The sequence below is a fragment of the Sunxiuqinia sp. genome, from assembly GCF_055140945.1.
Genome location: NZ_JBSQYS010000028.1, coordinates 1 through 26,268 on the forward strand (window position 1 = coordinate 1; position 26,268 = coordinate 26,268).

The 26,268-nt window shown below is 41.0% G+C and carries 20 protein-coding genes; 10 read left to right on the forward strand and 10 right to left on the reverse strand.

What is annotated here, in order from left to right:
• Nucleotides 1-205 precede the first annotated feature (205 nt).
• Nucleotides 206-562, forward strand: a complete 357-nt coding sequence (locus ACTB00_RS13340) for a hypothetical protein (RefSeq protein WP_463300419.1) — start codon at nt 206-208, stop codon at nt 560-562.
• Nucleotides 563-1,226: 664 nt separating this feature from the next.
• On the opposite strand, the gene ACTB00_RS13345 is transcribed toward ACTB00_RS13340, so the two are convergent.
• From ACTB00_RS13345 to ACTB00_RS13375, 7 genes are all read right to left on the reverse strand, one after another.
• Nucleotides 1,227-3,542: an AIPR family protein gene (locus ACTB00_RS13345; RefSeq protein WP_463300420.1), complete on the reverse strand. Its 2,316-nt coding sequence runs from the start codon at nt 3,540-3,542 to the stop codon at nt 1,227-1,229.
• Entirely contained in the window at nt 3,539-4,543 is a 1,005-nt protein-coding gene (locus tag ACTB00_RS13350; RefSeq protein WP_463300421.1) for a PD-(D/E)XK motif protein, read from the reverse strand. Before ACTB00_RS13350 ends, ACTB00_RS13345 begins: the two co-directional genes overlap by 4 nt.
• On the reverse strand, nt 4,527-7,262 hold the full coding sequence (locus ACTB00_RS13355; RefSeq protein ID WP_463300422.1) for a Z1 domain-containing protein: 2,736 nt from the start codon (nt 7,260-7,262) through the stop codon (nt 4,527-4,529). Before ACTB00_RS13355 ends, ACTB00_RS13350 begins: the two co-directional genes overlap by 17 nt.
• Nucleotides 7,259-8,728 carry an ATP-binding protein gene (locus ACTB00_RS13360; RefSeq protein WP_463300423.1) on the reverse strand — a complete coding sequence of 490 codons (1,470 nt, stop codon included), beginning with the start codon at nt 8,726-8,728 and terminating at the stop codon, nt 7,259-7,261. The genes ACTB00_RS13355 and ACTB00_RS13360 overlap by 4 nt, the downstream gene beginning before the upstream one ends.
• Nucleotides 8,729-8,736: 8 nt before the next feature.
• Complete coding sequence (locus ACTB00_RS13365) at nt 8,737-10,290, reverse strand: DNA cytosine methyltransferase (RefSeq protein ID WP_463300424.1); 1,554 nt, start codon at nt 10,288-10,290, stop codon at nt 8,737-8,739.
• Between the two features lie 8 nt (nt 10,291-10,298).
• Nucleotides 10,299-10,517: a helix-turn-helix domain-containing protein gene (locus ACTB00_RS13370; RefSeq protein ID WP_463300425.1), complete on the reverse strand. Its 219-nt coding sequence runs from the start codon at nt 10,515-10,517 to the stop codon at nt 10,299-10,301.
• 125 nt (nt 10,518-10,642) lie between these two features.
• Nucleotides 10,643-11,059, reverse strand: coding sequence for a very short patch repair endonuclease (locus tag ACTB00_RS13375; protein ID WP_463300426.1), 417 nt, complete (start codon nt 11,057-11,059; stop codon nt 10,643-10,645).
• A 224-nt stretch (nt 11,060-11,283) separates the two neighbouring features.
• Between ACTB00_RS13375 and ACTB00_RS13380 the strand changes: the two genes are divergently transcribed.
• Nucleotides 11,284-12,180, forward strand: a complete 897-nt coding sequence (locus tag ACTB00_RS13380) for a hypothetical protein (RefSeq protein ID WP_463300427.1) — start codon at nt 11,284-11,286, stop codon at nt 12,178-12,180.
• 11 nt (nt 12,181-12,191) lie between these two features.
• A complete protein-coding gene (locus ACTB00_RS13385) occupies nt 12,192-13,640 on the forward strand; it encodes a hypothetical protein (RefSeq protein ID WP_463300428.1) in 1,449 nt (482 codons plus the stop codon).
• A gap of 63 nt (nt 13,641-13,703) precedes the next feature.
• Here ACTB00_RS13385 and ACTB00_RS13390 read toward each other — a convergent pair whose 3' ends face one another.
• Both ACTB00_RS13390 and ACTB00_RS13395 read right to left on the reverse strand, forming a co-directional pair.
• On the reverse strand, nt 13,704-14,201 hold the full coding sequence (locus ACTB00_RS13390) for a CIA30 family protein (protein WP_463300429.1): 498 nt from the start codon (nt 14,199-14,201) through the stop codon (nt 13,704-13,706).
• 371 nt (nt 14,202-14,572) lie between these two features.
• Nucleotides 14,573-15,250 carry a hypothetical protein gene (locus ACTB00_RS13395; protein WP_463300430.1) on the reverse strand — a complete coding sequence of 226 codons (678 nt, stop codon included), beginning with the start codon at nt 15,248-15,250 and terminating at the stop codon, nt 14,573-14,575.
• 546 nt (nt 15,251-15,796) lie between these two features.
• Here ACTB00_RS13395 and metK point away from each other — a divergent pair.
• The gene (gene metK, locus ACTB00_RS13400; RefSeq protein WP_463300431.1) at nt 15,797-17,050 is read left to right on the forward strand and encodes a methionine adenosyltransferase; all 1,254 of its coding nucleotides are present in this window, start codon (nt 15,797-15,799) and stop codon (nt 17,048-17,050) included.
• Nucleotides 17,051-17,152: 102 nt separating this feature from the next.
• Here the strand turns inward: metK and ACTB00_RS13405 are convergent, their stop codons facing one another.
• Nucleotides 17,153-18,931, reverse strand: coding sequence for a hypothetical protein (locus ACTB00_RS13405; RefSeq protein ID WP_463300432.1), 1,779 nt, complete (start codon nt 18,929-18,931; stop codon nt 17,153-17,155).
• 410 nt (nt 18,932-19,341) lie between these two features.
• On the opposite strand from ACTB00_RS13405, the gene ACTB00_RS13410 reads away from it, so the two are divergent.
• The 6 genes from ACTB00_RS13410 (at nt 19,342) to ACTB00_RS13435 (ending at nt 26,235) form a co-directional block, all read left to right on the forward strand.
• Nucleotides 19,342-20,121, forward strand: coding sequence for a radical SAM protein (locus ACTB00_RS13410; RefSeq protein WP_463300433.1), 780 nt, complete (start codon nt 19,342-19,344; stop codon nt 20,119-20,121).
• 208 nt (nt 20,122-20,329) lie between these two features.
• Nucleotides 20,330-22,222, forward strand: a complete 1,893-nt coding sequence (gene pepF, locus ACTB00_RS13415; RefSeq protein WP_463300434.1) for an oligoendopeptidase F — start codon at nt 20,330-20,332, stop codon at nt 22,220-22,222.
• 178 nt (nt 22,223-22,400) lie between these two features.
• The gene (locus tag ACTB00_RS13420) at nt 22,401-22,997 is read left to right on the forward strand and encodes a flavin reductase family protein (protein ID WP_463300435.1); all 597 of its coding nucleotides are present in this window, start codon (nt 22,401-22,403) and stop codon (nt 22,995-22,997) included.
• 90 nt (nt 22,998-23,087) lie between these two features.
• The gene (locus ACTB00_RS13425) at nt 23,088-25,193 is read left to right on the forward strand and encodes a M3 family metallopeptidase (protein WP_463300436.1); all 2,106 of its coding nucleotides are present in this window, start codon (nt 23,088-23,090) and stop codon (nt 25,191-25,193) included.
• Nucleotides 25,194-25,343: 150 nt separating this feature from the next.
• Nucleotides 25,344-25,736, forward strand: a complete 393-nt coding sequence (locus tag ACTB00_RS13430; protein ID WP_463300437.1) for a heme-binding domain-containing protein — start codon at nt 25,344-25,346, stop codon at nt 25,734-25,736.
• A gap of 34 nt (nt 25,737-25,770) precedes the next feature.
• The gene (locus tag ACTB00_RS13435) at nt 25,771-26,235 is read left to right on the forward strand and encodes a heme-binding domain-containing protein (protein ID WP_463300438.1); all 465 of its coding nucleotides are present in this window, start codon (nt 25,771-25,773) and stop codon (nt 26,233-26,235) included.
• The last annotated feature ends 33 nt before the right edge of the window (nt 26,236-26,268 follow it).

Genomic DNA, 26,268 nt, shown 5'->3' on the forward strand with positions numbered 1-26,268 from the left:
TAACAGCTACCGGAAAAGAGAAAGCTATCGACAAACAAGTCGGCACTGCCGGGCAAAAAATAAAAACAGATCTACTCAACCATTACTGCGGTAGTGGTTCTACCGGAGAATCAAACCGGTACTAAAAAAAGGCCGCCTGTGCCGTGGAAAGCTTTCAGGCGACCCCTGATTTTAATAATCAAACAACTATTAAAAACGTTTAAAGATGTCAAAAATGACAGAAAGTAAAAAACGCGATTTTGTATCACAATTGATTGTGATCATGGAGCAAAACTCACAGTTGCTCACAGACAAGGGTTTTGACCCGGCAACAAAAATTGCTCAATTGCAACAAGAACTCGAGGTAGCCGACAATGCTGAAGGCAAACAGCGGGAAGCCATGGCAGCTGCTAAAGATGCCACCCAGCTGGCAAATGAAACGTTGGACCTGGCTTATACCGATGGCTCAGCAACGGTAGATTTGATCAGTGGCTTGTTGGGTAAGAAAAACAACCTGGTACTTGAGATCAAAAAACTCAGGAACAGTGACCGGAAAACGCAGACACCGGAAATGCCCCAATGATCCATGAAAAGCCGGGCCCTTTTGGGACCGGTTTTTTTATGCGCTAAAAGCTAAAAAAAACAGTTATCAACTCAAGTACTTGCCTTTCGTACTCAGGGGATCATGTTTCACCCTTAGGGGATAAGCTCTCGCCCTTGGGGGATCATCCTTTTCCCCTTGTGACTTATCGTGCGTCCCTTGGGGATAAGCTTGCGCCCCAAAGGGATTGCTCCTGGTACCTTGGGGATCATGTCTCGCCCCTTGGGGAAAACAATAAGTACCTTGGGAATCGGGCCTTGCCCCTGGGGGATAAAGACAATCCCCAACATCAAAAACAGCAAAAATCCTTATGAAACAAGGCTTACAGAGGAAATAACGCTGGGTGTTCCGGTTTGTAACCGGAACAAATCGACCTGAAACACCAGAGAAAAACGAAGACAACTGTGGTGTTTCCTGCGATCAAAACGCATACCCGTCAGACTCCTTCACCGCCATGCCATTTCCTCCCGAAAAGCTGAGCTCCACATAGCTGATGTATTCCTTGCAGGTATCATCGGTGGTTTCCGCCGAACGGCAAAAAAAAGGGAAAGCGTCCTCCTGAATTTATTTCAGGATCTACAACTTACTGCTAATCCTCCACTTCACGATTCCGAAACAAGTTCGGGATGACGAAGAGGAAATGAGATTATAGTTTAAACCCGGCTTTCAATAACCGGTCTATGTGTCGCTCTATGTTTTTTTTGTGAAATGAGTTTAGCTTTTTCAAACGATAAGCAAAATTAGCTATATACTGAAGTTCTCTAGGTGTTAAAACTTTTGCTTTGGTGTCCCATTCAACAATTTTTCTCAGGTTAACTTCATTTATTACAATAGTGCCATCATCTGAAGTATCCATTACTTTGGCATAGGGATCATTATCATCGAAAAAATCTTCAATATTATTTATCAGGACATCTATGATTTTTAAAGCATCTACTCTTTGCTTGTCAGAAAGTTTTTTCCCTTGCTTAAGGGTAGATAAAATATTTAGTGAGCGATCTTTTAAATGCGAAGTTAGACCATTAATATTATTACCTATCTTGTTTATTTCTGACCACTTTTGCAAGGATACAGATTTAATTAGTGATATTTCCTGTTGTATAACTTTTTGATCAATTTCTTCTTCAGTGATTTTTTTTCTTTTTGGGCTTTTTTGATTCTTCAAATCACCTTTGATACTATCAAAATTGACATCAAAATCTTTTTCTCTAAGTTTTTCCCAGCACTCTTCTTTTTTAGCCCATTCTCCATATAACGATCCAGGAGCATTATTTTTAATAAATATTTCGACGTACTCTAGAATCGCAAATAGTGTTTCCTCAAGCTCTTTACTTATCGTTTGGGAAAGCCATATTTTATAAATATCAAGTTGCCCAGAAGTTTTATGATGGAGATATGCTATTGCATAAGGAACTGTTATATACCTCATATCCCCTATTGAATTAGGCTTTACACCATATAATCTTTCTGCTCCTTTAAATACAATAGCCTTTGCTACAGCATCTTCAAAGAAAATATTATCTGGATTTTTGGGCATGTTATAATTTAGAAACTGAGCATAATTCTTTTGACTTCCTCGTACAACAATGTGAGGACCTATTACAATTTTTCCACGCTCTGTTACTTCACCAAAGCTGTTGACATATTTTGCCAATAACTCTTTTGAAAGCATTTGACTTCGAGGGTTTCGCATATCGAATGCCTTTCTTCTTTTAGGCGTTAATCCTTCCTTAGCCCTAGCGTTTTTATATTGACCTCTTGCACGTTCATAAAACCACCTGGTTTGAATGTTAGAGCCGTTCGTTGGCGGCGCCCATACTGATCTTGATATTTTCTCCATTTCCACATGGAAAGGTTTGTTGGAACTTAAATCAGAAACCGATACCTTATTTTGGGTATTTGCGTATTCAGCGATACGGTTAACAATGTCTCCGAAATTATCTCGCTTTTTTACGACAGTAAGTTTAGTTTGTACAAATATTTGACTAACATCCACTTTATCTTTTTTCCACGTATGATAAATTGAGGCTGTAGTTTGGCCACCATTAACAATTTGAAAATCTTTAGCCCAGGATATTGACTTTTGCCCGGCTCCATCTTCAACAATTTCGACACTTTCAGCAGTTGCAGCAATTCCGTTATTATATGCCAGAAACATATGAGGTTTCGTCTTTATTGTCTCTCTAATCCCTTTGTTAATTTTTCCGGTAAACTGAAGGAATGAACGTACATTCTGCTCTAGTAAACGAGAACCATATTCTTCATATACATTGGCCAATATCGTACCTGGTATTAATATTAGATAGGATTCATAATCTTCATTGTTACATGGTGCTTTTAGACAAGGAAGAAGATCACCATACTCTTTAAAATTTAGCTCAATAGGTACACGGGATTGATCTGAAAGATTAAATAAATATTCAATATCAATTACTCGTATAAAAACACTGTACCCACTGATGGTCTTGTTATAATTGATATCCGACTTACAAGTAGCATTTGACAGAACATAAATATTCACGCGAGATAAAAATTCTTTAACCTCCTCCACTTCAGCTAACGTGTGGGCTAAGTCAAACACTTCAGAAGACTCTTCAAGGTCGTTTACGTATTCCTTATACACTGCATTTCTAAAAAACTTCTCGACTTGATTGACCAAGGTTTCAGTTTCTTGTTTATTAATAGTTACGATTTCGTCGTTCGATCTGAATCCAGAAACAAATAAATCCAATGTTTCATAGTTTTCAGAAAGAGCATAGCCATTTAGTTTATGCATGGTTCTTCCTAAAGAGTCTTCTTTACGGTCAAAACATAAACGGGCATTTTCAGTTTCTCCAGCTTCTGAAAGGAGATCAATCGCAATTTGTGTGAAAATTTGTTCCTGCATGCCACCTTCTTCTTCAGCAAGCTGTGTTGTCTTTATTTCTTGTAATAATTCTTTGTGAAATGATTGCAATGTCATTTTAAATCAAAGTTTTGGATAATGGTATTCAAGTTAGTTGTGTATGGTTCGGTATCGGATGAAAGAATTATAGAGTACTTAAGATCTCCCACTCCCTTTCTAAGTTCATTCTCTTCAATGCGTGGAAAATTGTTTGCTACATGATAAAAATTCTCATTCCGAACAAAATATGAGGTATTAGAGTAAAGTTCTTTTTGATGTTCAAACCAACCTGTCAGATGAAGCTTGCGTTTGAAATCTTGTTTCGCTTCCTCGTCATCATTTAATATCGAAAATAATTTCTCTATTAGATGGTTCAGTGTATTTTCGGAAGAATTTCGTTTTTCGAATGATAAATGGAAAAGAAATAATTTGTCGAGTAAGTTAGTATCTAGTTGTCGTTCAGAACTTATTTTTATTTTCTGATGATTGTGACCATGTGAAGTTTTTACCTCCAATGCGCATGAGCCATTCTCAAAATCACGAATACCGGCTTCTGGCCCAGTCCAAATAGAAAGACTTTTTGAATTTTTGTGTGTGACTTCTATCAATTTCTTTAACATCGTCAACTCACCATATAGACCTATTTGTAATTCATCAGATAAGCCTCCGCCTTTAGCTATGGAAAACAGCTCTTTCCATTTGATAAATCTGTTTTTTAGGCTTTGAATAAGTTCATCCTCTTTATCAGTCCGAAAAACTGATTGGAAAAGGTCTTCACACAATACAGCAAAAATGGAAATCAGTGTATTATCCAATAGAGTAAATACAAGCAAATACTTATCGGGTTGAGTTTCATCTTTAAGAATCTCACATTTTATTTCTATTAAATCATTGAGTTTATCAATTTTTTGTTTTTCACAAGAAATTCTAAATGCAATACACCTTGTTCTATCAGGGAATCTCATTGCAATGAAACCATCCGGAATCATCTCAACAGAATACCTTCTGTGTAGAATACCAAATTTTTTTAAGTCAGACTCATAAAATGTGTCCCAGATATTTTCAATCTTCGTCCTCATAGTCTTCATCTTTTACCTCAAAATCAAAGTTGGGTATTTGGTCCGCATGAATCGCAAAACTTACCGATTCCAGCTTATCACTACCTGGAAAACTAATGGCAAATCCCACAAAAGGGTTAACCTCATCTGTTAGCCCTGCCTCTTCAGGATTTAAGAGATACAGAAGCATAAGCGGTTTATCAGGTTTTCGAAACTCATTTCTAACTGTTTCACCATTGGGGTTTGTTGGCTTTGGCTTGTTAGAACTAGACTCTTTCCATCTGGCTATGTTCTTTTCAAGGTATAATTGTTTTTCAGTTGCACCCATATCAATAAACTCGTCAGGTCTAGAGGTAATATTGCTTTTGTTTACATAGTAGACACTACTATTTGGTTCATTTTGATTTTTACGACTAAACCAACCTATTGTATGATGTCCAACGTCACTTGACGTACTTGATTTATTCCTACTCATTAATCCTAGTCGCCATTCTGTAAGCTCTCCTTGCGTATTCGCCTCGTCAATATAGCGACTCAAATTTCCTGGAGAGGATGATAGCACACCGGGGGGTACCTTAAAGTTGTGCAGAAATTCTCTTATATCTGAAGCAGGTATATTGTACCACACCTTATTGTTCCCGGATAAAGTGTATTGATCCCCTAACTTGCTAACAAATTTTTCATATGCATTAAAATTATTCAAAATGGTATTCGAGTTTTTCTCTAATTCGTATGACTGAATCAAGCGACCAGCCCAACTCAACTCGACTTGAATTGCTTTGCGAATTTTGTTACGTGCTGAAATCTGTAAAACATTTTCAGGGTGAGTTCTAACCCTTAAAGCATATTGTTCAGGTGTTGAACCAGCGACCTTCGTCATATAATTAAATTCCCTTCTTAACTCTTCCGAAGCCTTTGTTATGTGGCTAAACCAGTTTACCAAATGCTCGGCAGTAAACAATCTGCACAAATCCACATAGCCCGGGCGGTAACCGAACCAACGCCCCATTTGCATTAGGGTGTCATACATTTTTGAAGACCGTAAGTAATAACTTATCGAAAGTCCTTCTAATGTTAAACCTCGAGATAATTTGTTACCTCCAATAGCAATAACTGACACCCCACAATTATCGAAATAATCTAAGGTATCCTTTGCACCTCCATGTATCTCTTTTACTAATATTTTAGTTGCTGCAGGATGTAACTCTTTCTCAACTTCTAGCCAGTCAACGGTTTCAATATATGGGTCAATTTCTCTTAATTCTGACTCTAAAATCTCATTTGTTACAGTTCTATATGACTTATAACCATTCCCGTCGAGTTCGAAAGCTCGCCTTATTTCATCTAATACGTCTTTATTATTCTGCTCAATACCTCTTCTGTAAAAATTAAATTCTTCCTCAACAAGCTCCTTAACTTTCGATTGCCAAATCTGAAACCTTGAAACATGCACTAGCATTGAGTTGTGCACATCTACCTGACCTCTGCAACGTCTTATTGCACATGTTATAATGAAACATTTAATCGCTGTTTTAAGTGATGTAGGTAAAATATTGGGTAACGGGTCTTCTTTTTTGTGACCGTCAGGTAGTAAATCTTCGTAATCAGAAATCTTGTTTATAATAGATAAAGTACTCCTTTCGTCATAACTATCAGATTCAAAACCAAATATCTTATCAGGTCCAATATAGTTAGATGGAGCCTTTAAGTTTGTAATAAAGTTTCGAGGAAATAAATCATCTTCATTTAGTTGTACAAATACATTTGCAAAAGGAGTTGCAGTATAACCTACATAGGATTTTTTCTTAAATAGCTTAAGTATATTTCTAATTTGGCTATTAATACGCGTAGGGTCTAAATCTTCCTTGTTTGTATTTAATGATGCATTGTCAGCCTCATCATCGATTATTAAAAGTGGTTTGTTTGATATTAGTTTCTTGCCATCTTCTATTTCTGTAGCTTGTGATTCTAACCACTGTGTAAGTTTTTGCAATATCGAAGCATTCTTTTTAACTACAGCAATAATTGGCTCATTAGTATCAAAATTGATCCCTATTGAATTTGCAGTCGTAGTATTAAAATCACTTTGAGAGGTTGTAATTGAATGAGCTACGGCTTTTGATCGGCTTTCAATAAAATTACCTACTCCAACATACTTCATCTCCTTGTTGGTCTTGTAATGTTGATTGTCATACCCCAGAACACTTTCATCAATTCTTACCTGAGTCTGAGCCCTAAGGCTATTATGAATTCCAGCCAGAACAATAATAAATTTATATCCAACATCCGCAGCTTTACAAATTAACCCTGAAAAATTTGCAGTTTTTCCAGACTGAACATGTCCGACTACCATCCCTCTTTTATCAAAATTATCTTTTGACCTAGGGTTATGTAAATGATCCAGAGTATCATCAGTGGTATTATCAATTTCAAGTAAAGTTTTAGTTGGAAAATTTTTATATTCCTCTAGATATTGCTGATAACGAGGCCAGAAGTTCAAAGAAATCTCTGATTTTGTTTGTTTAATCCATGGGGTATAATCTTTAGTTATTGTTTCTGATTTTTCCTGAAAAATTGAATATTGGTGCATCAAATGCTTTTTCAATAACTCTTTATCGACATCAGGGAAAATTTTCAAAGTATCCAATGCTACACTTTCTAGTGTATCAGGTGTTAAAAAATCACCTTTTGACTTTAATCGAATTAAAAACTGGGCTTGTTTTATGGCGTCACTTATCATATATGGTCAATTAATTTGCATACATATTCTGGATATTGATCGAATGGTTCAATTGTTAAAATAATGGAAGTAGCATCCTCTAATGATTTTCCTTGTAAAGTGAGCTGCGTTACCATTTCTGATATCATCTCTTTTAGTTGATTATGCCCGATATTTTCAAAAGGAGTTATATAGTTTTCCTTATCAAGAGCTTCTTTAATAGTAATTGAAGAGATAGGTACCGTTTCCTCTAACAAATGGAGAAGTCTATTTAATTCTACTTTCGTAGGATTGTCTGTAAGGCTACTAATTACAGGGTGTTCTCTATTTATTTTATAACAAAGTTTACCACGTCTTTTCTCGTCTTGCCAAACAGGTATGAATGTGCTTTTATATTTACGTTTAAGAACTTTACCTTTATACCGATAAACTTCCACAGCATTGCTTCTTGTACTCTTTGCATATGCTTTTAATTGGCTGCGCACCTTTATTGGAGGGCGGGCAACAGATTTTTTAATATCTATTTGCCATTTATCATCTATTGTGTTGGGTAAATCAATTAGTATTCGGCATAGTTTGTTGTGTTCTTCTTTCTGAAACATTCCTAACCAATCTCCTGCTACTAATAATCTTTGATTCCGATATATATAAAACCCTTGCTGTTCATTCCACCCCTTGGGTCCAGCTGCTCTTTTAAATTCTTGCTCAGTTAATTTGCTTTTATGGGGTAATACATAACCTTTAACATTTACCATGTTGTCTCCAAAGAATTCTTCCGAAGATATTTGCAGCCCCTTTTTCCCTTTTAAAAAAGGATCCCAAGCTTCCACTTTTCTGTCTTGAACCCAAATGATAATTTTACCTTGCTCAATGAATCTATGAAAGACCATTTCTAAGTGAAATTTCACCTTTTCCATAATTTCCATAAATTTCCCCATTGCCTCTTTATCATCAGATACCGTTCCTTTTAATGTTCTGTCAAGACAATACCAAATTACTGACGTACCTGAGTTCATTGATTCAATTTCAGGAAATAGATCAGAACTAGGTATATATTGGATTAATTCCCAAGAACTGACCTTATTAACATGATCTAAATCCCATGCCCAATAAACTGGATTGTAACCCTCTTTTTTTGATAAAACCGAAAACTTCCTTGTTTGAGAAAAGGATGCTGTTTTCAATCCAAGTCCAAATCTTCCTAGGTCTTTCGAGGACCTTTCTTCTAGCGGGTGTCGACTACCTGGTCTCATGGCTTGAATTAATTCTTCGCCATTCATACCGTATCCATCATCTTTTATTCGGATTATTGTGTTTTCTCCTTTCCAATCATAGTTTAGCCATATATTCTTTGCCCCGGCGGATATAGAATTATCCATTATGTCCGCAATTGCTGTTTCCATTGAATAGCCAATTGCCCGGAAAGTCTCAATCATAGAACTTGCGTCTGGTTCTGCTTTAGTTGTCTGGTAGTTAGTTGAGTTCATGGTTGTATTTATAGTAAAATCAGTTTGACTATCTCCCCTAGCTGTTTAGCTAGATAAGGAGGAACAGCATTCCCCACCTGATGGTATTGTTGGGTTCTTGGTCCACAGAAAAAATAATTATCCGGGAAAGTCTGAATTCGTGCTGCTTCCCGAACCGTTAAGCTGCGGCATTGAGCAGGGTCATAATGAATAAAATAATGCCCATCTTTTGATATATGGCTCGTAACTGTTGTTGCAGGTTGATCGGGACGTTGGGTTCGGAAACGGTCAGCAAATTTCCCGCCTGCAGCATTTTTATGGTTTGGAAGTAGCCACTCCGGATAGTCCCTGAGCTTTGGAAAATCTTTATTCAATTGCAGATAAAGGGATGAAAACAAGTATCGTCCCAAATCTTCTTTCAGGTGGGTTCGGGTTTCGTGGTTTAAAATACCCCTCAAACGGGCATCATGATACCACTCTCGAAGCGGGTTCTTGGGTTCCAAAAGAACAACCTTTTTAAAATTTTCGCCCGTGGTTAAACCATTCAGCTTTTCCAAGGTAATGGTTTTCGTACCCAATTCTTTTTCAACCTTTCGTAAACTTTCAACAACAATGCCATCCCAAGCGGCTTCGCTGTCCTCTATTTTTTTGTAGATATTCTTTCCGTTCGGCTTACTCCCGGCTATTTCTCTTCCAATACCGCTTCTTAATTTTGGTAATTCTCCAATGACATCTTTTAGTTTAACGTGATCCATTTTTTCCAGTGGATCGTAACTAATTTCACCCAAATCTTCCCGGATACCTAAAATTATCACCCGATGCCGGTTTTGTGGCACCCCATAACTTTCAGTTCTTATCAGATAATCTTCATCTTTGAAATAAATCGGATCGTCACCTTCATAATCATCGGGTGGTTTAACAAAGGAGTAGATTCTGTATCTTGGAGCATTCTTTCCTGGAAAAAGATTTCCCGGATTTTTCAAGTCTTTTTTTATCCATTCAAAAATCCGGTCACCATCCAGTTTCGCCGACAACAACCCTTTCACGTTTTCCATTACAAAAACGGCGGGATGATGGACGGCGATGATGCGAAGGTATTCGCGATAAAGAAAAACCCGGTGATCGTCTTCTGATAATCCTCTGTTTCTCGATCTGCCAACGAGCGAATAGGCCTGACAAGGAGGGCCACCGATTAACAACCAATCCTTATTTCTCCCCAAAGCTTTTTTGATCCGGGCATCCACTAATTCAGGAGGAAACTGCTCATCACCTAAAGTGCATTGCCATGCTTCCTCTTTTATTTTGGCTTTTTGTTCCGGGAATTTTGCGAACAGTTCCTCTCGCAGTATTTTGTCCTGTGAGGGCTTATAGTTTCTGATGAAGTTGTAATATTCTTCTGGTGCTTCCCCAGCCGGAAACTGTCGGTAGAAACTACGTAGCTCAAGCGTTTTATGGGCAAACTCATCCATCTCAATGGACAACTTTATTTTAAAGATTCGTTTCCCTTTTTTATCCAAAACATTGGAAAATCCCTCTCCAAGTCCTCCCGGGCCTGCAAAAATATCGATAACTGGTATTGACATTTGGTCTGTTAGAGTTCTTTAACATCAGCGAAAAAATCACTGAAAGAAATTTGCAAAGCCGAAAGAAATTTATGAATTGTTTCAATGGAAACATTGCGCTTGCCATTTTCAACACTCGCAATGTAGGTTCTGTCAAGCCCGGCCTTAAATGCCAGTTCTTCCTGAGACAGACCCAATTGGTTGCGGTGAAATCGGATTTTTCTTCCAAAAACTTCCTGTGCTTTCATGGTTGATGAAGGTAGGAGAGTGTGACTTTTTAGTCAACCGACTATGAGTCACATTTTACATTTTTCAAATTATTGCACATGAACATAGGATTTTAAACCCGTAAGCAAAAAAAAGCTGTTCAAATTCAGCGCTCTTTGATTTGACAGATTAATTTATGGAGGCTTTCTTGGCGCTGCTCAGTTTTCAGCTCACACTCCCAAACAATGATCACCCGCCAACCGGCTACATTCAATTCTATTTCTTTTTCCTTGTCGCGGCGCTGGGTGTCTTTAATTTTATTGAGCCACCATTCAGTATTGGTTTTAGGGAGGGTAAAGTAGCGGCAACCTTTGTGTCCATGCCAGAAGCAGCCATTGACAAAGATGACGGTTTTGTATTTGGGTAGTACAATGTCTGGCTTTCCGGGGAGGTCTTTGACATGCAACCGATACCGAAAGCCTTTGGCAAAAAGGTATTTCCGCACCAACATTTCGGGTTTGGTATCTTTTCCCTTGATGCGGCTCATGTTATAGCTTCTGGTTTTGGGATCATGCACATCCATGTTCTAAAGATAGTGAAGTTTTTACGGGCGGGTTGGCAGGATGCTGTTATTCGTTGGCTCGATCTGGCTGTCAACACCCGATTGAGCAGGATAATCGGGCTCCTGTAGTCGATTAATTCAGACTAATTCCGAATAACATAAAAAAAATAGCAGCGGCTGCATCAACCGATCCATCTTTTCTTATATTTGAGCGCACGAATGTTTAACCAACAACAACTTATGTCATGAAACACACCAGCTTGTTCTTACTGGTTTTGTTGCTATTTCTTGCGTTTCCGGGGCAAGCCCAGGACCGCATTGTTACCTGGAAAAAGGATACTATTTCCTGTACCATCACGGCACAAAATGCACACCATATCCGCTTCACCGTTGAACAAAACGGGGTAAAAACAAAAGGAAAAATTAACCGCTCGGAAGCCAGAGAAGTCATTTATGAAGAAGGGAGCAAGATTGGTGAAATTGTCAACCGGGAGCCCTACCGCTGGCGGGTGGCTGCCTCGGGCGGCTTAGGCTATATGCTGGGCGACACCGACCCCGGGCGGGAAAGCCTCAGAATGCAGGGGCTGCGGCAGGCTGAGATTGACGATTACTTCGACCAAATCCTGTGGGGATGGCAGTCGTCGGCCTCCCTCCACTACTACCTGCAGCAGGATCTGGCGGTGGGTTTGCAGTATCGCTTCTTCAAGTCGACAGCGGATGTTTGGGCTACCTTTGATCCGCAGGATGGCGTGACCCTGTATCATGGTCCGCTGAAGGAAACGATGTACGTCAATTTTGTGGGGCCTTCGCTGTACACCGAGTATTCGTTGTCGCGCGATCACCAGCTGCGTTTCTCGGGATCTATCTCCCTGGGAATAGCCATCTACCGAGATGAAGCCACCCTGCTGGAGACCAACGTGCTGATGACCGGTAAGGCTTTTGGCGGCCTTTCGGAACTGGGACTGGAATACTTTGTGGCACCCCGCCTGTCGGTAGGTATCAGTCTGAGTACATTTGTGTCCAGCCTCAGCAAGGTGAAATACGACAACGGCACCAGCACCGGCACGTACGAGCTGGAGGATGAAGAAATTCAAAGTATCTCGTCGTTTGATCTGTCAGCCGGCCTTCGTTATTACTTTTAAACTGCCCAAGGATGAAATCATTAACCCGTTTCTTTTTAATTGTCATTCTGGCCTTGTTGGCCGGAAGCTGCAACAACGACTTTCTGAAAAACGACGAACTGATCTACTACACGATCAATGAGCCGCTGGTTATTTCGTCGCAACAACCACAAGGATCGATCTCGTTCCACCTTCCCGAAGCAGGCGATCGTCACTATTACATTCGTACTCACCCGAAGTGGATGGATATTGAGCCCATGCAGGGCCGCTTTTCGGGTGGAGCCATTCCCTTGCTCTACACGATGAGCCAGCCGGAATACCAAACCGGCGATGACTACTATTCCGGGTGGCTGGAGATCATGGTGGAAGATGTTGGCTACTACCAGGTTGAAGTGTTGTATGGCCATTTTGATCAATCCACCGATACCATCGGTAACGGGGGAAATGGCAATGGCGGACAGGAACCTCCTATCGCCAATAATGGTCGGGTTTCGCCAATAAAGGGAATCGTTACGGATGCCTTGTATGATAAAAGCGGCGATTTACTGGTGATTGCCACGAAAAGTCCAAACCAGTTGCTCATACGCAATACCCAACTCGATCTTCCTTCAACCATGGAACTGGATAAAAGCCCCCAATGCCTGGAGCTGACACCGGATGGGAAACTATTGGTAGGCTACACGGTCGCCTATCTTTCAGTGGTTAACATTCAGGCGTTGTCCCTAGAAAAAACCTACACGCTAAACTGTGTTCCCTTCGACCTGGCAGCAGGTGACAATGGCTGGTGTTACATTTCGCCATCGGGCAGCGACTTCGATAACCTTCGCAACCTGAACCTGGAAACGGGTGAAATAACGCAGTCAAGTAGTCATCCGTCGCACCATTTTTATGGCGGAACGTGGCTCATGAGGGTTAAGGATCAGCCCTATCTGTTAGCGAGCCGCACATCGGTGTCGCCCACCGGTGTCTTGCTCTTTGATATCAGCCAGGGCTTGCCGAAGGACACCATCGCGTATTGGCATGAAGACCTGCAACGTTTCTGGCCCATGCAAAACGGCCAACACATGCTGACCACGCGGGGGAAAGTCTATTTTATACCGGCCTATACCACAAAATGGGAGCCGATTGCAACTTTCGATCTTTACGGCGAGCTGAACACGCGAATGAATTTCATTAGTTCGTTCGACGAATCAGAATCAACCAACAGTTTGTTTGTCGCAGAAGGAACGTCAGTCTATAAAAACTACAGTCAGCAGGAAACAGGGCTTATTGAGCAATTTGATGCGACCAACCTGAACCGGTTAAACAGCTACCCTCTCTCGCCTTACGAAGTGGATGAGTTCGGGAACCTCAGCGAAGCAGAGCTCGAGGTGTGGTATGTGTTTGTCAACAGCCAGGGAAAAGAATTGTATGCCCTCAGGCGCAATGCCAATGAGGCCTATCGGGATCGTTGGTCGCTCGAAGTGTTTGAGGTAGAATAACCGATATTCCGGATGAGGTGGAGTGCCAATCCGTTTTCTTTTTTGCTTGCAATTCGATACTGCTTATTTCATTAGGATCTTCTTCATCTCCAATTGAAAACTTTCGGCCTTTTTGTTGCCGATTAGCAAGGCAATTTCTTCGATACGTGTAGCAGCAAAATTTGGCTGATCCAACTTGCGTCCCCGGAACGAAGGATACATACTTGCCAAGGGAATTTCGATGGTTTGCCATTCTCCCGATGTTTCAAAATAGGCGATGTAAGAATACCGATCGCTGGTATTGGCATAAATTCGTGCCTGGTATCTTTTGCCATCGCCTTTTAAGTACAAAACCAGTGTTTTTGCATTCCCTATTTCCAGTGGGTCGAAACGGTAATGCACCGATGCAAACCCGCCGCTGTTCTCCAGGGAAACGGTTCCTTTAAACAGTCCGTTTCCATCGGCATTTAAGTCGAAGGTTGATGCTGACCGCCCACCCATGACGCCATCGTTTACCACAAACCACGCTTGTAAATCGTTGTTTTCCGAAACCGAAAAGTCAACCAGTACCATAGGATTCATTATTAAAGTGAACAAAACAAAAGTTGCAATTTGTAGCATACAGCCAATCGGTTAAATCAATCGAACTTGAATTTCAGCCCGATAGTCGTTTAAACCATTCAAGAAAGCTAAAGTTCGAAAGGAGGCCAGCTCCATTTCTTTTGCAGGTGTTGGGGTGTTGCCCAAAACCCCAGTTCCTTTTCTCCTAATGGCGAAGTGGGGGACTTAACTGTCCCATTTGAATGCTCGTCTTCCTGAACTCGTTTCAGGATCTGCTGGCGACTTGCTCCAGTATTGTCCGAAACAGATTACTGCTATCTCACCGTCTTGGCTCTTGGTTCTTTATTCTTGGATCTAAAGTCTACTAGCTATCGTCTTGTTCTTATTGCGGTTTATTCTTCTTCATCGGGGTCTACAAACGGCTGCACAGTGCATTCATATTCTGTTTTTGTGAAATCATTTTTGGACAGCCATTTTTCTGAAATCGTCATCGAATAAACATGATCTCCCTTGTTTTGTAAGTCCCACACAATTCCGTCAGCCTCCGGAAAGGATGTCCGGCCCTCCAGTTGGTCGCCTAGTAAGCGGTTAAGTAAATTGCTTTCTGAAAGACCATAACTTAGTGCTTTCAATGCGGTTTCTTTTGTGATCTCCTCCGGGTCATTGTTTTGACCCGTAATTTCGAATTGGATGATGTTTACCTTGCCCTGTGGGAACTTTCCGTTGTAGGCCTTGTAAAGCAACTGGTTAATGTTGAATAAATCGTGGTGAAGATCAATCTCCGAATAATTTTCAAAGACTTTTACCCGTAGCATTTCGTGCGAAAGATTATCAATCTGTCCTTCGGCGAGGACATCCGAAAGTTTGTAGTCAAGCAGAATGGCAGCCGCTTCGTTTGGTTCAAAGTCGGAAATGGCCATAAAAAGGTATTCCTCCAATTCTGCTGGTTTTAATTGATCCGAATCAGGATACTCAAATCTTATCAGCAATTCCTTATAGTCGTCATTATTCCAGGCCCCTTCCAGCTCCCCGGTCGATTTTACATCGTTTATTTTTACGAAATACTTCATTCAATTTGTTTTTTGGTTTCAACACTACTAACTCCCGGGATGGATGATTAGTTCATTTTTATTGAATCCGAACAAGTACCGGATAGAGTACTCTGTTAGTTTGTATTTACCATCCTGACTTAATTGACATGGGTTCATCATCCCATTTAACCGAAATCTACCTGCTTGAAGTTTTTAATCGTCGATCCGTTGCTTTTGGGATTTCAGAAAGCGAAAAGCCGGGGCGATGCTGCATGTCAGACTCTCCCCTGAATTCATCTCAATCCTTTCGGATTGCTCTGAACTCGTCCCCTCTCTTCTGGAAGAGAGGGGAAAAGCCCGCGTAGCCTGTTGAATCCGGCTTGTTTTGTATCCGAAAAAAAGATTGTACATTTGTAGCCAGCCTAGTGGAAAAATTTGAGATTGATTGCAACCACGTTAAAAAAATGCTAAAGCAATCGCTTTAACACGACCGCATTCATTCAATCTCCATCTTATTTCACAGGTAACTATTAGCCCGGCAGTTTTGCCTGAGCTTACAATTGTTTATTTAATAGACTTAAAAATATGAGTTATTTATTTACAAGTGAATCGGTATCCGAGGGACACCCGGATAAAGTTTCTGACCAGATTTCAGATGCCTTGTTGGATGAATTTCTGGCTTTTGATCCGGATTCGAAAGTGGCCATCGAAACCCTGGTAACTACCGGACAGGTTGTATTGGCCGGCGAGGTAAAATCGAAAACCTATGTTGACGTGCAGGAAACTGCCCGAAAAGTGATCAACCAGATTGGTTACACCAAGGCAGCCTATCGCTTCGACGGGGATTCATGTGGGGTGTTAACTGCAATACATGAGCAAAGCCCGGATATTAATCGTGGAGTTGATAAAACAGATAAGATGGACCAGGGAGCTGGCGACCAGGGCATGATGTTTGGTTATGCCAGCAAAGAAACAGACGATTACATGCCGCTTGCACTGGAGCTATCACACCGCATTTTGAAGGAATTGGCTGCTGTCCGTCGCAACGGAAAGGACATGACCTATTTGCGCCCCGATTCAAAATCGCAGGTCACCATCGAATACAACGATGATAACTCACCAAAACGGGTGGATACCATCGTCGTTTCAACTCAGCATGATGAGTTTGACGAAGACGAACCGATGTTGGCAAAAATCAAGGAAGATGTGATCAGTATCCTGATGCCGCGTGTAATTGCTCAATTGCCTGAGCGGGTGAAAGCGCTGTTTGGCAACGACATTATTTACCATGTCAACCCAACCGGTAAGTTCGTAATTGGAGGTCCTCATGGCGATACCGGACTAACCGGGCGCAAAATTATTGTGGATACTTATGGTGGTAAAGGGGCACACGGCGGTGGTGCTTTCTCGGGTAAGGATCCCTCAAAAGTTGACCGTTCTGCAGCTTATGCTTCGCGCCATATGGCTAAAAACCTGGTGGCAGCCGGGATTGCCGATGAGATTTTGGTTCAGCTGGCCTATGCGATTGGAGTGGCTCATCCGGTAGGGATTTTTGTGAATACCTACGGAACAGCCAACGTGCAATTAGATGATGGTACCATTGCCCAAAAGGTAAAGGAAATTTTTGACCTGCGGCCGGCAGCGATCGAGCAACGCTTGAAATTGCGTAACCCGATTTATCAGGAAACAGCAGCCTATGGGCATATGGGACGCACTCCAGAGATTAAGGTAAAAACATTTGAGTCTCCGTATTTAGGAAAGATCGAGAAGGAAGTGGAACTATTTACCTGGGAAAAACTCGACTATATTGATCAGATAAAGGCCAGTTTTGGTATCTAGCAAATCGAAAGATAGAAGAAAATCCGGGCTGATATCAACCCGGATTTTTTTAGCGATTTAATGTACCCCATGTCATTTTAGACGGGGAAGAACGAATATGTTTTATTTCTGGTTGAGAACCCGTACTTTCTGATTATTCTCAAAAATACTCTGTTCGATTATTTTACCATCTTTCGACTTTAAAGTAACGGCTCCATCAAGCGTGTCATTCACCCACGTTCCTTCAAGTTGATTGCCGTTTGGGTAGAAGAGTATGCCCTTGCCGTTTCTCAAATTGTTTTTAAATTCTCCAACAAATCGTTGTTCGTTTTCCCAAACAAAAGTCCCTTTCCCTTCTCGTTTGTCATCCTTCCATTCGCCCCAATAACCCTGTTCCGGTTGAAATTTCATTAAGTAAGTATCCGGTTTTTTTACTTGTTTTATCACTTTGAATTTCAACGGGTATTTTTTTATCGCAGGAAGCAGGTAGCGTCCTGTTGAAGAATAGCCGAGTTGATCTAAAATGACATAGTCGGTACCTTTACTTTTCAAAAACTCAATTTGTTCCTCGGTGTCTAGCGTGTTTTTGTAGCCGGTAACATATTTGTTCGAAAAAAGAAAAAACAACTGTCCTTTGCGGCAGCAGGTTACTGAACTATCTGGTGCATTTGCTTTAACCCATTCAGCAAGTTCGAAATAGTTTTTATACTTGTCCGGATATTTGCTTTTCGCTTTCTTTTCCAATAAATCAACAGCTTTTGAAGCATATGAACTACTGCTGATCAGAATAAGAATAACAACCGCTATTTGGACAACCTGTGGCCTTTTCAGTTTTAAGAATTTTTGAGCAGTCAGCGTCAGCAATTCAATGATGCCATGAATAAATAAAAAGGTAAACAGAGGAATTAGTGGAAGCATAAACCGAACCCCGTACCAAACTTCTGGCCACAAAAGCAAAATCCCGAAGTAGGAAGCAAGATAGAAGAAAATGAGGTTGAAGTACTTCTTCGTTCGAAAAAGTCCAAATAACATGAAGGCGACTAGAACAAGCCCGATCATCCATTCGGTGCTTGAGATGGCCTCTTTGTAGTTTGCATTTGGTATAAAATTGAATGTCCCTGATGGAATTTCACGTGTGATATAGCGCTCCAGATTGTGCCAGAATCTTGTGAACCAATCTCCAAATTCCATCTGTCCAAGCTCCGGGCGATAAGGATTTTTCCGAATTAATTGTTTCGCATAGGCATTGCCGCCTAGCTGCATGTTTCTCAGATACCAGGGTAGAATGGACAGCAAAAACCCAAGAACCAGCGTTGCAATATAGGCCCATTTCTTTTTAAAGGCCAAATATGCAACAATACCAATTACTAAAGCTAATCCAGTTGACCGAATATAATACGTGATAGGGATAGTGACCAGAAGCAGCAGAAATAAGGGATTCTTATAAAATACTTTATCCAGATTGAGTTTTGTAACCAGCCAAATTGAAAGTAGTGAAAAGAACAGAAAGGGAATCTCACTCATCATGATAACCGAATAGCTCAACAGGTGATAATTCAATAAGGAAATCAAACTGGTGATAAAGGCAACATGAATGCTGCCTGAAAGCTGATACAGTATTAAAAACAGCAGTCCGATTGATGCAAGCAGAAAGAAACCGTTTACTTTCTTAATAAATAGAATATCGTTGGTAAAAATGGTTGATACCGCTGCTATAACTGCTGGATAACCCGGTGGAAAATGGTTGTGTGCTACTTTCTCTTTTGTATGAATGTTGGTGAAGCCTTGTCCGCTTTCGATTGCGTTACCTAAAATATAATAGGCAGCATTATCTCCTCCAAGATTAATTTTTTTATCAAAAACACGATCGTAGGTTTTGAAAAAAGATACTACGAGTATCAAAATGTAGACAATTATGAAGATTTTGTCCCATACTTTTTTGTCAATCTTATTGTTCTTTTTGGTTCTAACTGACTTTGACATGATTCGGCTTAAATGTTGTTGATTCGAGCGTTTTATGCTAAACTTGTTGCAAGATATAAAAAAACATTTCATGGCGAATACAAAATTTATAACTACAAGCACTTAGTTTATTCTAATATAACAGTAGCTTTTTCATATTAGAGTTTAGCAAAAAACGAGCATTGTAAAGCAAAATTGACGGGTTACAAAGGACGATTATTATGCAAGAAACAAGAATGTCAAAATTATTTTAATTAGATGATCCAACATGACCATTGTTTGGGTTCAATTCTTTGGGCAAGATTTCAAACCCAAACTTTAAATCCGTATTTTCGCTGAAAAATTACAGCATGGCAACCTTTCTGTTTGATGAAGTTATTTTTGGCCCGGTAAAAAGTCGTCGGTTGGGGGTTTCGCTTGGCATAAACCTGCTACCTACCGACAGCAAAGTGTGCTCGTTCGATTGCATTTACTGTGAGTGTGGCTGGAACCCCGAAAAGCGCGAAAAGAAAGCCGAATTGCCAAGTCGCGAGTTGGTTGCCGACCGTTTGGAACAAAAGCTAAAAAACATGCTAAAGGAAGGGCAATTGCCCGATGTAATTACTTTTGCCGGAAATGGCGAGCCCACACTTCACCCCAGGTTCCCGGAGATTATTGACGACACCATAGCCTTGCGCAATCAGTTTGCTCCCAACTGCCGCATTGCTGTACTTTCCAATTCCACCATGATTCATCGGGAGCCCGTCTTTCAAGCGCTCCTCAAAATAAAAGATAACATCCTGAAACTGGATTCGGCGATTCCGGAAACGGTTGAATTACTCGACTGCCCGGTTGGCTCCTTTGATCTTGGGCGAACCATTGAACAGCTGAAGCGATTTGGGCGGCATGCCATCATTCAAACCATGTTTTTGCGAGGTACATTCAAAGGACAAACCGTAGACAACACCACCGAGGAAGAATTGTCGGCCTGGCTAAAAGTTCTGAACGACATTCAACCCAAACAGGTTATGATTTATACCGTTGCCCGCGATACGCCCGCTGAAGGATTGGAAAAAGTATCGTTGGAACAACTGAATCAAATTGCCAGCCGTGTGAAAGCAGCCGGACTTGATGTACAAGTTTCGGGTTAAGATGTAAGATGATATCGTTCCGCTACTTCACCTCATCAAATAGCCCGACACCAAACACATTCGTCGAATTCAGAATAGGGAAAGATCATTTTGGAACGATTTGATGCAACGTCAAAACATGAATTTCGTCTTTTTTTAAGCTTTTTATTTGTAATAATTTCGTCAGATAAATACCTATTGTGTTAGAAACTTTACAACTTTTAGCCATATGAAGAGAATTAACTTGAAAACAGCACTGTTTTTTGCAGCTCTGTTGGTTGTTGTAACAAGCGCCAACAGCTATGCACAGAAAACCCGCGATAAAATCGCTGACCAATACAAATGGAGTTTAACCGACCTTTTTGAATCAGACGAGGCCTGGAGGGCAGCAGTTGAAAATTTGACCAAAAAACTGGATGAGGTCGAGAAATTTAAAGGAACAATTACACAGTCGCCCGAAAACCTGTTAAAGGTTCTCACATTTAACAGCGAGCTGTCAAAAGAGGCTTCAAAAATTTACCTCTATGCCGGGATGAATTCTGACCTGGACATGCGCGATATGAAATATAACGGCATGAAACAGGAATTGCAGTCCTTGTTTTCCACCTTTGGTGCAAAAGCGGCTTTCATCGAACCGGAGATTTTAGAGACCGACTGGAAAACCATTGAATCCTATATCAAATCGGAGCCTAAACTGGAAGTGTACCGCATGCCTTTGGAAAATATGTTCCGTACCAAAGCGCACTCACTGAGTGAAAAAGAAGAACGCATCATGGCACTTTCAGGAACAGTGACCTCGGTACCACAAGCTGTTTTCGGAACCTTTTCGAATGCCGAAATGCCGAAGCCTGAAGTAACACTTTCGGATGGTACGCAGCTGGAAATTGGAAGTGCAGAATACAGTCGCTACCGGGCTTCGGACAACCGAGCTGACCGCGAAATTGTATTTGATGCCTACTGGAACAATTATGCCAGATTTCAAGGTACCTACGGCGAAATTCTCAACGGTAATGTCAAAGCTGATATTTTCAATGCCCGGGCACGCCATTACGATTCGTCGCTTGAAGCATCGCTTTATCCCAACAACATTTCGGTTGATGTTTATCATTCGTTGGTCGACAACGTGAATAAAAACCTCCCGGCTTTTCACCGTTACCTGAAAATCAAAAAACGCATGATGGATGTGGATACGCTGAAGTACCTGGATTTATATGCACCGGTTGTCAAGGACGTTGATTTAAACTACAGCTACGACGAAGGAACTGCTATTATTTTGGATGCCTTAAAACCGATGGGTGACGAATACACCAACACCGTAAAAAAGGCAATCGACGAGCGCTGGATTGATGTTTATCCGACTCCCGGAAAGCGATCAGGAGCTTATTCAAATGGGGCTTTTTACGATGGGCATCCTTTTATATTACTAAACTACAACGACCTTTATGAAGATGTGAGTACCCTGGCGCACGAGTTGGGACACACCATGCAGAGCTACTTTTCGAATAAAACACAGCCGTACCCTACGGCCGACTACACCACTTTTGTTGCCGAAGTAGCTTCTACCTTCAACGAAGTTCTGCTGTTCAACTACATGATGAACAAAGTTGAAGATGATGATGTTAAATTGTCTTTGTTAATGAATTGGCTCGATCGTTTTAAAGGTACCTTATTCCGTCAAACTCAATTTGCTGAATTTGAATTGAAGATACACGAAGAAGGAGAAAAAGGAAAACCACTAACCGGAGAAACGTTTTCGGAAATTTATACCGATATTGTAAATCGATATTATGGGCACGAAGAGGAAGTTTGCTATGTAAACGACTATATCAATATGGAATGGGCATTTATCCCTCATTTCTACTATAACTTTTACGTTTACCAATATAGCACCTCATTTACAGCTTCTATTTCGTTGGCTGAAAAAGTAATGAGTGGCGACAAGCAAGCCCTGAAAAATTATATGGATTTTTTGTCAGCCGGTGGATCGGACTATCCAATCCAGTTGCTAAAAAATGCCGGAGTTGACATGACCAGCAACGAACCATTCGACAAGGCCATTGCCGCCATGAACAAAGCAATGGATGAAATCGAGAAAATACTGGACAAGAAGGAGAAAGAGTAGCTTAGTTACTGACTGTCCACTTAAGCCGGCTTTCCAATGGAAAGCTGGCTTTTTAATTCTCTCCCCATCAGAGAAAGCAAATGGGATTTATCGATCAACTTTCCACTTTCGCGATCCCCCTACTTTCTTACCTTTGCCACTCGCGCAAACTCGAAACTCGAAATTAAAAACTGAATACATGGCAAAAGTGAATTGGAAACCCGGAACAATGGTGTACCCACTGCCAGCCGTTTTGGTGAGCTGCGGGGTGACGCCGGAGGAACAAAACCTGATTACCATTGCCTGGACTGGCACGATCTGTAGCGATCCTCCCATGTGTTATATTTCAATAAGGCCGAGTCGCCATTCGTACGAAATTATTAAACGAACAGGTGAATATGTGATCAACCTAACGACGGCGGAACTTGCCCGTGCTACCGACTGGTGTGGTGTTCGGTCGGGCAAAAAGTTTGACAAGTGGAAGGAAATGGGCTTAACGCCTGCTCCCGCAAGCGTGGTTCAGGTTCCCATCATTGAAGAGGCACCCATCAGCATCGAATGCAAAGTTAAAGACATTATTCCATTGGGGACCCACGACATGTTTATCTCCGAGGTGGTGAATGTGATTGCCGACGAACAATACATCGATCCGAAAACCGGGGCCTTCAGCTTAAAAAAGGCCAATCCCATTTGTTACTCGCATGGTCATTATTTTGAACTAGGTGAAGCCATTGGCAAATTTGGCTGGTCGGTGCAAAAGAAGAAGAAACGCAAAAAGAAAAAACCAAGGAATTGAACTATTCTTAAAGTTTTCTGTAATATTTGGTTGCAACTTACAACAGATCCTTTACAACTTTATTTACTGAAAACTTTAACGCAATAAAAAATGAAAACAAATTATGGGGTTTTAACTACCCTTTTAGTCTTAGTAATTATGATGACAACAAAAGCAGAAACAACTGAAAATCCGCTATTGAAAACATTTGAGAATATTCATCAAACAGCTCCATTTGATAAAATTGAAAACGAGCACTTTTTACCGGCTTTTAAAGTAGCCATTGAGGAATCCCGCGCCGAAGTACAAGCAATCATTGACAATCCGAAGGCTCCTACTTTTGAGAACACCGTAGTGGCGATGTCAAAATCGGGCGATCGGTTATCAACAATCCGAAAGATTTTCTTCAACCTGAACTCAGCCGAAACCAACGACGAGATTCAAAAAATCGCACAGGAGGTAGCTCCCATGCTTTCGGAATTCGGCAATGACATTTCGCTAAACCCGGATTTATTTGCCCGTGTAAAAGTCGTTTATGAGCAAAAAGATCAGTTGGATCTAAATCCGGAACAGGAAACACTGCTGGAAAATTCGTACCTCGGATTTGTACGCAGCGGGGCTAATCTGAACGCAGAGGACAAAGCCCGCTACAGAGAAATTACAGGAGAACTATCCAAGTTGGGCTTAACATTTTCGGAAAATGTATTGGCCGAAACCAATGCCTTTGAACTGCACATTACCGATGAAAGCAAATTGACCGGCTTACCTGAATTTGCCAAAGAAGCCGCTGCTCATACAGCCAAATCAAAAGATAAGGAAGGCTGGATTTTTACGCTTCAATATCCGAGCTACATTCCGTTTATGAAATATGCTGACAACCGCGATTTACGCGAAAAAATGTTCCGGGCATTTTCAACGAAGGCCAACAAGGGCAACAAATACGACAACAAGGAAATCATTCAAAAAATTGTTGATCTGAAATTAGAGAAGGCTAAATTGTTAGGTTATCAATCGCACGCCGATTACACGCTACAGCGCCGCATGGCCGAAACGCCTGATCGCGTATTAGCGTTTATCGATGAACTACATCAGGCTTCACGTCCTGCTGCCGAAAAGGATTTCGATGAAGTGGTGGAGTTTGCCAAATCTGAAGGTTTTACTGGGGAGCTGCAACGTTGGGACTGGGGCTACTATTCAGAAAAACTGAAAAAAGCTCGTTATGGGTTTAATGAGGAAGAAGTAAAACCTTATTTCAAGCTTGAAAATGTGATTGATGGTGTATTTAATTTGGCGAATACTTTGTACGGTTTAGAACTGAAGGAAAACAAAGAAATACCAGTTTATCATCCTGACGTAAAAGCCTATGAAGTGTTTGATGCTGAAGGAAACTTTGTGTCAGTGCTGTACATGGACTTTTTCCCTCGCGATGGCAAACGTTCCGGAGCCTGGATGACCGATTTTCGTGGCCAGTGGATTGAAGGAGACGAAGATATTCGACCCCATATAAGTATCGTAACCAACTTTACCAAGCCAACAGAAACCAAGCCATCGCTGCTTACCTTTGATGAGCTAACAACCTTTTTACACGAGTTTGGACATGGCTTGCACGGCATGCTGAGCAAGTGCCAATACGAAAGCACGTCGGGCACCAACGTATTCTGGGACTTTGTGGAGCTGCCCTCACAAATGCACGAAAACTGGGCTTACGAAAAAGAGTGGCTCGATCGCTTTGCTGTAAATTATGAAACCGGAGAAAAGATTCCCGCTGAATTAATCGAAAAAATTGTGGCTGCTAAAAACTTCCAGTCAGGGTACATCTCGGAGCGGCAACTGAGCTTTGGCTTGTTGGATATGGCTTATTATAATGCAACCGAACCTTTGAGTCAACCAGTTGCCGAAATTGAAACAAAAGCCATGACACCAACCGAACTATTTCCTCCGGTTGACGGAAGCCTGATGAGCACATCATTTTCGCATATTTTTGCCGGTGGCTACTCGGCCGGGTATTACAGCTACAAATGGGCTGAGGTGCTCGATGCTGATGCTTTCGCAGCATTTAAGGCGAATGGAATCTTCGACAAAGAAACGGCTGATGCATTCCGTACAAATATCCTCGAAAAAGGAGGAAGCGAAAATCCAATGGATTTATACGTTCGGTTTAAAGGACAGAAACCAACTGTTGATGCCCTGTTGGAACGAAGTGGATTGAAAAATTAAAAACGAAATACGAACTTGATTAAAACCGGACATTGATTTGTCCGGTTTTTTTAGTGCCTAATACTACCTTTAACAATTATTCAAGCAAATTTTTCAACCATTATGGCCTGTCCGATGTTTTCGACTTATAAATCATCGAAATAATCAATTATGAAAAAACTGAATTTATCTCTAGGTCTGCTTTTAATCGCATTATCTTTCGCATTTACTTCTTCCGCCTCCGAAAAAGAAGAGCCGAATGAGAAGACCATCCAGATGTCTGAAGAAGTAAAAGCTGTCGTTAAGAACTCGTGTTTTGGTTGTCACAATACCGACTCGAGGAATGATGATGCCAAAAAAGATTTGGACTTTAAAACCTGGCATGAGCTCTCGACTGTAAAGCAACTAGGTGCTCTGAAAGACATTAAGGAGGTTCTTACTAAAAATGAAATGCCACCTGAAAAATTTTTAGAACACAAACCGGATAAGGCGCTCTCTGACGATCAGAAAGAGCTTCTAATCGTGTGGGTCAAAGAACAAAGTAAATCCTTATTGAGTCAATAAAATTGGTAAATTCACTCTTGAAAACTCATTTATCATGCGTAAAATACTGAAAGTTCTCCTTGTCGTAGTTGTTGTTGCTTTGATTGTTATCCAGTTCATTCAGCCCGAAAAAAATGAAGGTGGAATCGAGACGAATCATCTGCTAAAGCAAGAGCAAGTACCGGCAGAAGTTTCAGCGATATTAACCAATGCCTGTCTGGACTGCCATTCAGATCAAACCAATTATCTCTGGTATCATCAGGTGGCACCCGTTTCATTTTTTATAAACAATCATATTCATGAAGGGAAAAGTGAGTTAAATCTTTCAGACTGGGGAACAATGGACATTTTGGATAAGATTGGAACGATGGAAGACATCGCAAAGGAGGTTGAAGAAGGGGAAATGCCTTTGAAATCATACACCTTGATTCATCCCAAAGCAAGACTTTCAGAACAAGAAAGAAAGACTTTGATTGACTGGGCTGAATCGATGAGTGAACGGCTATTGACAGGAGAGTAGTTGAGTTGCAAGGTCGTTTTCAATTCACATCGC